Genomic DNA, 12,315 nt, shown 5'->3' with positions numbered 1-12,315 from the left:
CGGTTTGTGACGCCCCGATGACGGGGCGCCGAGGAGGTCAGGAGCGCGCTCCGGGTACTCAGGCGAGGGGGATGGTTTCGCGCGGCGCCAGGCGGATCGCATTCCGTCCGCCCGCCTTCGCTTCGCGCATGGCCGTTCCCGCGCGGCCGAACAGCGTGACATGGCTGTCGTCGGGACGGATCGTGGTGACGCCGAAGCTGGCCGTCATCGAGATCATCGCGCGCTCGGTTTTCACCGGCGTGGTCTCGATCGCCGCGCGCATGCGCTCGGCCACCAGCATGGCTTCCTCGGTGCCGGTGCGCGGCAGCAGCAGCGCGAACTCGCCGCCCACCAGGCGCCCCAGCAAGTCGCTGTCGCGCAGCTGGCGCTTGCACAGGTCGGCGACGTGGCGCAGCACGACGTCGCCCACCGGATGGCCGTAGCCGTCGTTGACGCGCTTGAAGCTGTCCAGGTCGAGCACGACCAGCGCGGTCGGCGAACCCGGACGGCGCGCCAGGGCCATCCACGGCGCGAGCGCGTTGAAGAACCCGCGCCGGTTCGGCGCCTCGGTCACGAGGTCGAGCGTCTCCAGGCGCGCCAGGTCCCCCTGCAGGCGCTCGCGCCCCAGCAGCAGGCAGCCGAAGCCGTTCACCAGCATCAAGAGGTAGAAAGCGATGGTCGAGAGCTGGCGCAGCAGGTCGTGCGAAAGCCAGCGCCAGCCGTCGGGCATGACCAGCACCAGCAGGCCACGCGCGGCCACCACCAGCGCCAAGATGACGGAGACGACCGCCAGCGCGCGCTGCAGCATCGAGGCTTCCCGCCAGCCACGCGCCAGGGCTGCCGCGCCGATCAGGTAAAAAGCGCCCAGGATCAGCGCCGCGGCCAGCGTACGCAGGCCGAGCGGGTCGATCCAGTACGACACCAGGAAGATCAACACGGCGCCGATGGCGAGGGGCACCATGACGCGCACCAGCGGGCGCCGGTGCGCCGTCTCCCACAGGGAAGCAGATTCGAGCGCCACGCCGGCGATGAGCAAGGCCCAACCGCCGGGCAGGGCCAGCGGCTCGGGCACCACGCGCGCGCCGCCGAGCGCGAGCAGGATCCAGCTCCCCGCCTGCACCTGCTTCGACAGGCCCCAGCTGGCCAGCGCGGGCGCGCGCACGGCGCCGTAGTCGAAGAAGAACAGCACGCTGCACAGCGCCAGGTTGCCCAGTGCAAGCACCAGCACCATGGTGGTCGAATCCATCGTCAGCATGGCGCCGCTCAGCATGCGTGCTCCATGCGCGTGCTGTTGGTGGCGGTGGTCGGTGGGTGAGCGAGGAACATACGGTACTCCAGTGGCGGCAAAGGCCAGCTTATCAGAGTTTCATGCCTGTGAACAAGACGCAGCGGTGGCGCCGACTCTCTTCTATACTGGCGCCATGCCGCCACTTCCGGAACCGCTCGAGCCGCCCCCTGCCTGCTTTCCGCGCGTGCGTACGCACGGCAACCGGCGCACGCTCGAATTCCAGGGCGGCGATATCCAGAGCGAGATGCTGCTCTCGCACCCGGACGCGCTGGTGCTCGACTACGCGCGCGCCATGATGTGCTTTGCGCTGTTCGTGCCATATCCGCGCCATATCCTGATGGTCGGTTTGGGCGGCGGTTCGCTGGCCAAGTTCTGCTACCGGCACTTCCCGCACACCCGCATCACGGTGCTCGAAATCAGCGCCGAGGTGATCGCCCTGCGCGAGACCTTCCAGGTGCCGCCGGACGATGCGCGCCTGCGCATCGTGCATGCGGACGCCGCCGACTTTCTGCGCGCCGCGCCCGGCAGCTTCGACGTGGTGTTGGTCGACGGTTTCGACGCCGCCGGCATGCCGGCCGCGCTCGGCAGCGCCGCGTTCTACATCGATTGCCGGTGCGCGCTGGTCGATGGCGGCGTGCTGGCGGCAAACATCCTCAGCTACGATCCCTGCCACGATGCGATCGCCGAACGGATCGGGAGCGCCTTCGGCGGACGCGTCTGCGACTTCGCCGGCATTGCGGGCAACAACCACCTGCTGTTCGCAGTGCGCGCCGCGCCAGGCGGCGCCGGGCGCGCGGCGCGCCTGCAGGAAGGCTGCGCACGCTGGCGTGGCCTGCGGTTTTCTTTATTGAACAAACTGCTGGCGCGGGTCCTCGTCGCCTGGCTTGCCCGGCGGCCTGTCTGATCGCGGCGACATCGGCCTTGCCAGAGCGGCCGGCGCGAGGATTTGTTTGCGAAAACCGGCCAACCTATGACACACTTCGTTGCTGTAGTGCTTTTGGGCAAATAATTTTCGGGATCAGTCATGTTGCGTCGCCTGCCGTTTTCTCTTACCCGCGCGGCGGCCCTCACCCTCGGCGCCGGCCTGGCCGCCTCGAGCGCCCTGTTCGTCGGCGTGAGCCAACTCGAATACGAGAACCGGGCGCTGTCGTTCAACCAGCGCGCCGAACAGCGCGTGGCCGCCGTCGGCCAGGGACTGCTCGACGCGGTTGAAGTGGTCACCGTCACGAACCAGTTGTTTGCCCTGGGCGCCCCGGTCACACGCGCCCAGTTCCACGAATTCACCGCGCCGCTGCTGCTGCGCCACCCCTTCATCAAGGCGTTCAACTACCACCGCATCGTCAACGACAGCGAACGCGCCGCAGTCGAAGCCGAATTGCAACGCGTCATTCCAGGCACCGTGATCGGCGAGGAGCGCGCCGGCGAGCGCGTGCCGGCCCGGCGCCGCCCCACTTACAGCATCGTCGATTATCTCGTGCCGATGGGCGGCAATGAAGCCGCCTTCGGCTTCGATTCTTCCACCCGCGAACCGGTCAGTGCGGCCGTGGCACGCGCGCATGCCGACAACCGCGCGGCTGCCACGCCATTGTTCCCGCTGGTACAGGATTCCAGCCCGCAGCCGAGCTTCCAGATATTGCTGCCAGTCTACGATGCCAAGGGCGCACTCGCTGGCGACACTGCCGTGGTGGTGCGCGCACAGGAGCTGGTCTCCATGACGCTGGCGGGCGCGGGCCTGCTCGACGACAGCCAGATCGTGATGTCGGTGTATGCCGGCGCACGTCCGCAAGCGGCAGACCGGGTCTTCACCACCAACGCCAGCGGCACGCGGCCTCGGCGCGATCTGCTGGGCAGCTGGATCGCGCCCGAACACGACATGAACTTCGCACGCACCCTGAACGTGGCCGGCCGCCCGTGGCTGGTCGAAGTGGGCATGAAGCCACGCCCGTTCGCGGCGGACCACCTGGCCTCGCTGGCGATACTGGCCGGCGGCATCCTGCTCAGCCTGATGACGGCGGCCTGGGTCCAGACATCCGCGGAACGCACCCGACGCGTACAGCAGCTGGTACGCAAGCGTACCGCCGACTTGAAACGCACCAACCGACGCCTGATCGACGACATGGTTGCGCGCGAGCGCACCGAAAAAGCGCTCCAGCAAAGCGAGCAGCGTTTCCGCCAGCTGGTATCGATGTCCTCGGACTGGTATTGGGAACAGGACAGCCAGTTTCGCTTCACGATGGTGACCGGGGGCTTTTCCGAAAAAGCAGGCGTGCTGGTCGACCAAGTGCTGGGCAAGACGCGCTGGGAGTACATGCCGACGCTGGGCAGCTCCGACTCGGGCTGCAAGCACATTGCTCAGGTGCTCGCCTTCCAGCCCTTCGCCGACTTCGAATACCAGGTGATGGACGACAACGGCCAGACGCGCTGGTTCCTGGTCAATGGCGAGCCCGTGTTCGACGAATTCGGCCAGTTCGACGGCTACCGCGGCACCGGCAGCGACATCACCGAGCGCAAACTCACCGAGCAGCGCGTGCACCACGTGGCCCAGCACGATGCCTTGACCGGCTTGCCGAACCGCTCGCTGCTGCATGACCGCCTCGGCCAGGCGGTGGCGTATGCCGCGCGCAGCGGCAACCCGGTCTGGGTCATGCTGATTGATCTCGACCGCTTCAAGTTCGTCAACGACAGCATGGGCCACAAGGCCGGCGACGTACTCCTGATGACGGTGGCGGCGCGCCTGCGCGCCTCGCTGCGCGACGCCGACACGGTGGCGCGCCTGTCGGGCGACGAATTTGTCGTCATCGCCTCCGAAAGCGGCGACCAGCAACTCACGCCTGAGGTTGTTGGACGCGTGATGAGCGCGGTCGCCCAGCCGGTCATGCTCGGCACCAAGGAATTCTTCGTCACCTGCAGTATCGGCGTGGCCGTGTACCCGAGCGAGAGCACGGACGCGGATACCCTGATCGAACATGCCGACATCGCCATGTACCGTGCGAAAAAGCTGGGCCGCAACAACTTCCAGTTCTATACGCCGGCGATGAACGAGGAATCGCTGGAACGCGTGCGCATCGAGAGCGCGCTCCGGAATGCCGTCGAGCGCGACGAGTTCGTGCTGTATTACCAGCCCCAGGTCGACATAAAGACCGGCAAGATATGCGGCATGGAAGCGCTGATCCGCTGGCAGCATCCGGAACTGGGCATGGTGCCGCCCGGCCGCTTCATCAGCATCGCCGAGGAAACCGGAATGATCGTGGCGATCGGCGCCTGGGTCTTGCGTACCGCCTGCGCCCAGAACAAGGCCTGGCAGGACGCCGGCTTCGACAAGCTGCGCGTGGCCGTCAACCTGTCGGCACGCCAGTTCGGCGCCGCCGACCTGATCGAGAACCTGGCGGCGGTATTGCACGACACCGGCCTCGAGCCGAAATACCTGGAAATCGAGCTGACCGAAAGCCTGTTCATGAGCGACATCACGCCGGCCGTCGAGCTGCTGCACCGCATGAAGGCGCTGGGCGTGAACCTGTCGATCGACGATTTTGGCACCGGCTATTCGAGCCTGTCCTACCTGTCGCGCTTCCCGATCGACGTGCTCAAGATCGACCGCTCGTTCGTGGCCGACATCACGCGCGATGCCAACGACGAGGCGATCGTCACCTCGATCATCGCGCTGGCGCACAACCTGAAGCTGGCGGTGATCGCCGAGGGCGTGGAAACGGGCGAGCAGCTCGACTACCTGCGCCGCCATGGCTGCGACGAAATGCAGGGCTACTACTTCAGTAAACCCTTGCCGGCGCATGAATTCGAACAATTGCTGATTGGGGGACGCGGGCTGGCGCCCGAGGAAATCGTCGCTCCGGAGGCTGCCACCACACCTGCTTGAAGGATTATTCCTACAAGAATGTGGTAATTTCCACATCGGTGCTCTACAATAGTCGTGTCTCTATTGCAATTTCAGGAACATGATGATGGAAGAAGTACAAACGCGCCAGGCGGCCAATGCCCGCGTGGCAAGAACCGACCTGCGCACGCGCGACCTGGTGAACCAGGCGGTGGCCTCGGTCCCGACGCTCGGATTGCAGCGCGCAGCCGAGTTTCTCGCAGCGATGAACGTGCCGGCCGAGATTGCCGTGCGCACGCTTGTCTACCCACAGCGGCGCCGACGCGGCTGAGCTGCTAGAGCACGCCGAGGCTTACTTCTTCGGTTCTTCCTGCGCCTGGATATCGGCCAGCGACTCCAGACCACGTGCCGTGACCTCAAAGCCGCCTTCCTCGCGCGGCACAAGGTGCGACTTGCGAATCAGGAACTGCGCCACGTCGCCGGCAACCGCCGCTTGCGGATCTTGCGCCAGGCTCGTCATCGCTTCGACACAGGCGCGCAGGAACAACACCTGCTGCCCTTTCTCCGTCAGGTCGACCTTGCCGTCGCGCGCGTAGGCGATCATCTTCAGGCCGGCCAGGCGCTTGGCATTGCGTCCGACGCAGGCATTGACCCGGTCAGTGCGCGCGCCACGCCGGATGAACTCGAGGGCGTTGTACTCGTCTGTCGTCAGTTTTTCGTTCTTCATTACCGCTCGTTTAGTCTGCTGGGCCGTCATGGTAACCGCCGTGACGCGCGGCGGCAACTAATCAATACCCAAGCGCCAGCGCGACAGCTTAGCGCACGGTGCGCAGGGCAACCCACAACAGGCCGGCGCCGACGATGGCGCCCACAGCCAGCACCCCCTGGAACCGGCGCGATGCGAAGCCGGTGCTCCGGCCGAGGTAAATCTTGTTATGCAGCGAATTGCCCATCTGAGTCTCCGTCGTTTTCAGTCCAAATTCGGTGAATAGATATTATAAAAAAACTCACAGGACAGGAAGGTTCGGCATCGAACATTATTGTAACTTTGTGTGTTCTTCAGCAAGATCGCCACATTGTCGTACTGCGCGCCGGTGACATGCAGCGACTGTTAGGATTGTTCGAACATCAGACAGGAGCAGCACCATGACCAAATCGCAACAACCGACGGATCCGGCAGCCAGCGGCGGCGCCATTCTGCACGAGGACGATATCGGCAGCGGCGAAAAGACCCCGGCAGAAAAGGAAACCGAAGAGATGATCAAGGAAATCCCGCCGCTCAAGGGGACCAACGGCAGCGACGGCAAGCAATCGAAGGGCTGAACGCTGCTTGATAAGCGGCGTCAACAAAAATACCACCTTCGGCTTCATGCCGGGTGAGTCAAGGCACTGACCGGGTCGCGCCCGGCCAGGACGCGGTCATGATCAACGTGATTGCGTAGTTTTATCGTTGAACCGACGATTACCGGATACCCCCGCCAAGGTCGCCGAAGGTCGGCCGACAAATCTCAACCCGCCTCAGGCATCACATCCCACTCTGTGTCAAAATGCTGCTAGGAAACTCCGGTACGCAAATCGAAACTTTGCTAACCTGGGGAACAGCATGCCGCAATCAACGCATTGCCTTGAAGAACCTGTTCACGCCAACTCAGTTGCCGCTTTCGATGACGGTTCTGACCCACCACTACTCCTATTTTGAAAGTTGATGTGATGAGCCATTCAGCGGCGCGCCGAACTGCCTCGCTTGCCCTGCTTGCAACATGCCTGCCGCGTTTCAGCCACGCCCAGGATCTGCCCAGCCTTGAGATCGGTATTTTGCCCAACATCAGTGCCCGGGTCCTGCTGGCGCAATACGAACCGATGCGCACTTTCCTGCAGCGCGGTCTGGGCCGCGGTGTTCAGCTGTCGACCGCAGCTTCCTGGAATGCATTTCACGCGCGCACACTTGGACTGGAATACGATCTGGTAATTACCGCATCGCATCTGGCCCGCGTTGCGCAGCTCGAGCGTGGCCTGGTGCCCTTGCTCATGTACGAGCCGGCTATTAAGGGGATGATCATCTGCGCCAGGAAGCGGCCCTTGAAAAGCGCTGCCGAGCTGGACGGACAAACACTGGCGCTGTCGAATCCACAATCTCTGGTCACCCTGCGCGGCTTCCAATGGCTTTCCGAGAAAAGCCTGGTCAGGGGGCGGCATTTCAAAACAATCAACACCCCGACCGACGACAGCGTGGGCAACGTCGTGCTGCAGGGCGACGCAATCGCCGCCATGCTCAGCGGCGGCGAATACCGCGCCATTCCCGGACCGATCAAGGAGCAACTGCAAGTACTTGCCACCTTCGCCGAGGTGCCCGGCTTTGTGGTGCTGGCCAGTCCCCGGCTGGCGCCCGCACTGGTCAACGCTATCAAGGAGGCGTTGTTGCGTTTTGCCGGCGGGACGCCGGAAGGCACGGCATTCTTTGCCGCCACCGGTTTCAGCGCGATCCGCGAATTGCCCCCGGGCCTGATGGCCTCGATGGACCCCTATGTGGGCACGACCAAGGCAATACTGGCGAACCCCGGATGATACTGAAGAGATGGAGAAGTTCGCTGCGCGGCAAGCTGGTCGCGGCATGCGCGCTGATTCAACTGTTTGCGTCCGGCATGCTGTGGATTGGAAGCTCGGAAATCCTGAAGCACACGCTGGCTGATCAGGCAACTTACCAGAACCACCAGGTCAGCGTGCTGCTCGACCAGTCGATTGCGATACCGCTTGCACAACGCGACTATGCCACGCTTCAGCAAACCATCGAGCGTGTGGTCAGCAGGGAATCAATCAATTATCTGGTGCTGTTCGACCACCGCGGCCGCGTCGTGGCCAGCGCGGGCTGGAATCCTGCACTGGCGCTGCCTGCCCGTGATGGCATGCAACTCGACCTCGATCGGGCCGACGCCACGCTGCATCTGGCCTCCACAATCGAGATGTCAGGGCAGCGTCTCGGCCAGGCATCGTTCGGCCTGTCGACGCATGGTTTGCGCAGTGCCCGTGCTGCTTTCCTGCGCCAGAGTTTTGCCGTCGCCGCCTTGACACTACTCCTGTCGACAGCGCTGATGGCGGCGCTGTCGATTGCCTTGACGCGCCATCTGGTACGACTCGAACAGTCGAGCCGGCGCATCGCCGAAGGCAATTTCGATGCCCTGGTCCCGGTCGGAAGCAACGACGAAATCGGTCGGCTTGGCGCCAGTTTCAATACCATGGCTGTAGCGTTGCGCGAGCGCATGACGGCGCTGCAAGTCAGCGAAGCGCTGCAGGGAAAGCACCTGCAGAGCGCGCGTACCGGCCGGGCCCAGCTCTCGGCACTGCTCGACGCTATTCCGGCAGGTATTTTGTTTGTCGATGAAGCGGGCTGCGTTGCCCATGCCAACGATGCGTTCGCGAAGCTCTGGCAGCTCGATGCCGACGTTTGCGGCACCCTGGTGGCCGACCTTGTGATTCGCCTGCGCGCGCTGACTGCGCCGGATGACCAGGGCGGCCTGGATCACCTGCTGCATCCGCCTGAAGGGGGCGCAATCATCCCCGATATCGAGTTGTACACGCAAGACCGACGCCTGATTGCCCAGCGGATGCGTCCGGTGCTGCAGGCGCATGGCGCGATCGGCTATTTATGCTTTCACGAGGACATTACTTCGGAACGGCAGATCCAGCGGCGCGCAGCGCAGGCGCTTTACGATCCCCTGACCAGCCTGCTCAACCGGCGTGGCCTGTTCGAGGCACTGACGGCCGCGATGCAGAACGCGACCGTCCAAAGCGCGCCCCTGGTACTGATGTTCGTCGACCTCGATGATTTCAAGCGTGCCAACGATGTGGGCGGGCACCGTACCGGGGATGACATCCTGATCGCGGTCGGCGCCGCTCTCGCGGCCGAAATGCGTCCGGACGCCGTGGTGGCGCGCATCGGTGGCGACGAATTCGCGCTGGTGTGTCCTGCCATCGGCCTGCAGGAGGGCGGCATCATCGCAGCCCGTCTGGTCGATGTCGTCTCGCGCCTGCGCTTTGCAACCGAGCACGAAGTCCTTGGGGTCGGCTGCAGCATTGGCGTGGCCGCCTTCCCGTACGATGGCGCAACGCCGGATGAACTGGTTGCCAGTGCCGACACGGCCATGTACCAGGCGAAGCAAGAAGGCAAGAACGGGTGGCAGGCGTTCGGACGCAGCCAGGTCCGCGCATGACCTGCCGGCTGCGTCCGGCTGCAGGGAGTGAGCGATGTGCATTCAAGGCACGGATGAGGCGCGGCGCTGTTCGGAAGATCGAACATTCCTGATACTTGCTGCCACGGGCCGGGATGATACACTGGCCTTCACGCGCAACAGCGCCGTACATATCGAGCGAGGGATACGCAGTGCGCAAACACACGAACTGGTCGGTTCGCCGCTTGCTCTACAGCCTGACGGCGGCGGCGGTCATCCCGGCGGCGCTCCTGCTGGCGTTCTCCGTGTGGAACCAGTACAGGACAGATGAGCAAGAGGCCGCGCGCTCGGCCTACAGCCTGGCGCAACTGACGGCGGACAATATGGAGGGGCTGCTCGCGGATGCGTCTTACGTGATGAGCAAAATTGCCCAGCGTCCGGGCGTGCGCAACGATTCGGGCCAGGGCTGCGATCAGATTTTCGAACAGTTCAAGGATTTGTACCCGCAGTTCTCCAACCTCAGCAAGGCTGACCGCACAGGCTATATCGTGTGTTCCGCCATGGACCAGCCGCGTCGCACCGCCACCTTTGTGGGCGATGCCGTTTGGTACAAACGCGTATTTAGCGCCAAAAAATTCACCGTCGGTCCGCCCTATCTGGGTCCGGTGACCGGGCGCGTCGTGGCAGTGCTGGCACACCCCCTGTTCGACGATGCCGGCAACATGACCGGTTCAATTCAGATGCCGCTCGACCTGGTCAGGCTCCGGGTAGTCCGGGGTGCCGAAAAACTGCCTGAATCCACACTCATTGCCGTGATCGACAGCAAGGGGGTACTGGTGGCGCGATCGCGCGACGCCGAAGGGCGGGTCGGCAAAAACCTGAGCGACAGCGAGGCGGTGAAGATTGTCCTGTCCAGTAAAAACGGTACCGGGCGTGCCGAAACCTCCGATGGCACTGAACGTGTCTTCGGGTTCTTGCCGATCCCGGGAACCGACTGGTTCGCCGTGGCCGGCATTAACACCGACACGGTGCTGTTCAGCGCGCGCCAGGCCGCAATGCGCAACCTGGTGTTCGGTGGCCTGACGCTGCTGCTGGTGCTTCTCCTCGCCGTGTACGTGAGCAAGCGCATCTCCCGTCCGATGGTGGCGGTGCAAGAGGCGGCCCGCAAGGCCGCCGCCGGTGACCTCGATACCAGGGTGCCTTATTCCGGTCCGCTCGAGGTGGTCGATTTCGCGGTCCAGTTCAACTACATGCTCGATGCGATCCGGAACTCGCAGAACAAGCTGGCCGATGCCAGGTCGGAGCTGGTACTGTTGGGCACCTGCGTGAAGCACCTGACCGACATGGTCATCATCATGAATGCGCAGCACAGCGTGACGGCCTGGCCCCCGATCGTATTCGTCAACGATGCGTTCGAAGACATTAGCGGCTATGCGCGCAGCGAAGTGCTGGGCCGGCCGAGCTCTTTGCTGCACGGCCCCGGCACCAGCCAGGAAGTGATTGCCCGTATTCACGCAGGCCTGCTGGCGCAGGTCGCATTTCGCGAAGAGTTGATCCACTATACCCGCGGCGGCGCCCAGTTCTGGGTCGAACTGGACATGATCCCGATCCGGAGTGAGGACGGGGTCCTGACCCACTGGGTCTCGATCGAACGCGACGTCAGCGTTCGCAAGCAGGCCGAGCAAAGCATTCATCGCCTCGCCTATTTCGATGCCCTGACCGATTTGCCGAACCGGCCTCTGCTGATGAGCCGCATCGATACCGCGCTGGCGGCAGCCACGCGCGATGGGCTACTGGGCGCGATGCTGTTCATCGACCTCGATAACTTCAAGAACATCAATGACGCGCGCGGGCACGCGGTGGGGGATGCCTTCCTCCAGGTCGTCGCGCAGCGGTTAACGGGCGTAGTGCGCCCGCAGGATACGCTGGCGCGGCTTGGCGGCGATGAGTTCGTGATCCTGATGACCGGGATGGGCAGCGACGAGCTGGCCGGCGCATCGATGGCCATGGCGACGGCACGCACCGTGCGCGAAGCGCTCGCGCGACCGTTCGAGGTCAATGGCCAACCTTACAGTTCGACAGCCAGTATCGGCGTGACCCTGCTGCGCGGCGGCGGACAGTCCGCCCATGATCTGCTGCGCGAGTCCGATACGGCAATGTACCGGGCCAAGAAAAGCGGCCGCAACCACGTCGCGTTTTTCGAACAGGAGATGCAGGTGGAGGTGGAGTTCAGGCTGGCCCTCGAGCACGACCTCGGCTTGGCCATCGAGCGCCAGCAAATGACGGTGCATGTCCAGACACAGATGGACCGCGATGGCCGGCCGGCCGGCGCCGAGTTGTTGCTGCGCTGGCGCCACCCTGATCGTGGCTATGTGTCGCCGGCCCAGTTCATTCCGATCGCGGAAGACAGCGGACTGATCCTGTCACTTGGCGCCTGGGTGCTGGAACAGGGTTGCGTCGCACTCGCAAGGCTCAAGGATGTCGGCTGCCGGCTGCCACTGTCGATCAACGTCAGCCCAAAACAGTATCGTCAGCCCGGATTCGTCGACCAGGTCAAGGAGGTGCTGACCAGAACCGGCGCCCCGGCGGCACAACTGATCTTTGAAGTCACCGAGAGCCTGCTGATTGACAACCTCGACGAAGTCATTGGCCGCATGAATGAACTGGCGGCACTGGGTATCCGCTTCTCGATCGATGATTTCGGCACCGGCTACTCAAGCCTGGCTTACCTGAAGCGTTTGCCCTTGCATGAGCTCAAGATTGACAAGAGCTTTGTGCAAGACATGCCGGACGACAGTGACGACACGGCCATCGTCAAGATGATCCTGTCGATGGCGCGGCACTTGAACCTGCACGTGGTAGCCGAAGGTGTCGAAACCAGGGAGCAGGCAGAATTCCTGATCGCGAACCAGTGTCACGTGATGCAGGGGTATTTCTATTCACGGCCTGAACCGATCGGGGAGTGGCTATCGGCACTGCTTGAGCGTGAAGCCGTTTTAGCCGCCGGCGCGGGCAGTTGAAGATCCCCGCCGGCATGCAAGGCGGGCCGG

Annotated in this window: 10 protein-coding genes; 7 read left to right on the top strand and 3 right to left on the bottom strand. The window is 63.8% G+C overall.

The features are described 5' to 3' along the window. Positions 1-58 precede the first annotated feature (58 nt). Complete coding sequence (locus ACHAC9_RS19315) at positions 59-1,249, bottom strand: GGDEF domain-containing protein (RefSeq protein ID WP_435762364.1); 1,191 nt, start codon at positions 1,247-1,249, stop codon at positions 59-61. Positions 1,250-1,370: 121 nt separating this feature from the next. On the opposite strand from ACHAC9_RS19315, the gene ACHAC9_RS19310 reads away from it, so the two are divergent. The 3 genes from ACHAC9_RS19310 to ACHAC9_RS19300 all read left to right on the top strand — a co-directional run bounded on the left by ACHAC9_RS19310 (position 1,371) and on the right by ACHAC9_RS19300 (position 5,430). Continuing rightward, positions 1,371-2,171 (top strand): fused MFS/spermidine synthase, encoded by an 801-nt coding sequence (locus ACHAC9_RS19310; protein ID WP_435762363.1) that lies wholly within the window; start codon positions 1,371-1,373, stop codon positions 2,169-2,171. Between the two features lie 120 nt (positions 2,172-2,291). Further along, positions 2,292-5,141 carry a bifunctional diguanylate cyclase/phosphodiesterase gene (locus tag ACHAC9_RS19305; RefSeq protein WP_435762361.1) on the top strand — a complete coding sequence of 950 codons (2,850 nt, stop codon included), beginning with the start codon at positions 2,292-2,294 and terminating at the stop codon, positions 5,139-5,141. 85 nt (positions 5,142-5,226) lie between these two features. After that, positions 5,227-5,430, top strand: coding sequence for a hypothetical protein (locus ACHAC9_RS19300; RefSeq protein WP_435762359.1), 204 nt, complete (start codon positions 5,227-5,229; stop codon positions 5,428-5,430). Positions 5,431-5,451: 21 nt separating this feature from the next. Here ACHAC9_RS19300 and ACHAC9_RS19295 read toward each other — a convergent pair whose 3' ends face one another. Continuing rightward, positions 5,452-5,826, bottom strand: coding sequence for a hypothetical protein (locus ACHAC9_RS19295; protein WP_435762357.1), 375 nt, complete (start codon positions 5,824-5,826; stop codon positions 5,452-5,454). 88 nt (positions 5,827-5,914) lie between these two features. After that, on the bottom strand, positions 5,915-6,052 hold the full coding sequence (locus ACHAC9_RS19290) for a hypothetical protein (RefSeq protein ID WP_435762355.1): 138 nt from the start codon (positions 6,050-6,052) through the stop codon (positions 5,915-5,917). 193 nt (positions 6,053-6,245) lie between these two features. Here ACHAC9_RS19290 and ACHAC9_RS19285 point away from each other — a divergent pair, with 193 nt between their 5' ends. From ACHAC9_RS19285 to ACHAC9_RS19270, 4 genes are all read left to right on the top strand, one after another. Next, on the top strand, positions 6,246-6,422 hold the full coding sequence (locus ACHAC9_RS19285) for a hypothetical protein (protein WP_435762353.1): 177 nt from the start codon (positions 6,246-6,248) through the stop codon (positions 6,420-6,422). Positions 6,423-6,809: 387 nt separating this feature from the next. After that, the gene (locus ACHAC9_RS19280) at positions 6,810-7,664 is read left to right on the top strand and encodes a phosphate/phosphite/phosphonate ABC transporter substrate-binding protein (protein ID WP_435762351.1); all 855 of its coding nucleotides are present in this window, start codon (positions 6,810-6,812) and stop codon (positions 7,662-7,664) included. Further along, positions 7,661-9,307: a diguanylate cyclase domain-containing protein gene (locus ACHAC9_RS19275; RefSeq protein WP_435762349.1), complete on the top strand. Its 1,647-nt coding sequence runs from the start codon at positions 7,661-7,663 to the stop codon at positions 9,305-9,307. The genes ACHAC9_RS19280 and ACHAC9_RS19275 overlap by 4 nt, the downstream gene beginning before the upstream one ends. A 95-nt stretch (positions 9,308-9,402) precedes the next feature. After that, positions 9,403-12,285, top strand: a complete 2,883-nt coding sequence (locus tag ACHAC9_RS19270) for a bifunctional diguanylate cyclase/phosphodiesterase (RefSeq protein ID WP_435762347.1) — start codon at positions 9,403-9,405, stop codon at positions 12,283-12,285. Positions 12,286-12,315: the final 30 nt, after the last annotated feature.

Source organism: Massilia sp. CMS3.1, assembly GCF_051262535.1.
Classification (GTDB): Bacteria; Pseudomonadota; Gammaproteobacteria; order Burkholderiales; family Burkholderiaceae_D; genus Telluria.
The sequence above is the reverse complement of the archived record's forward strand: the minus strand, read 5'-3'. Positions and strand labels throughout refer to the sequence as shown.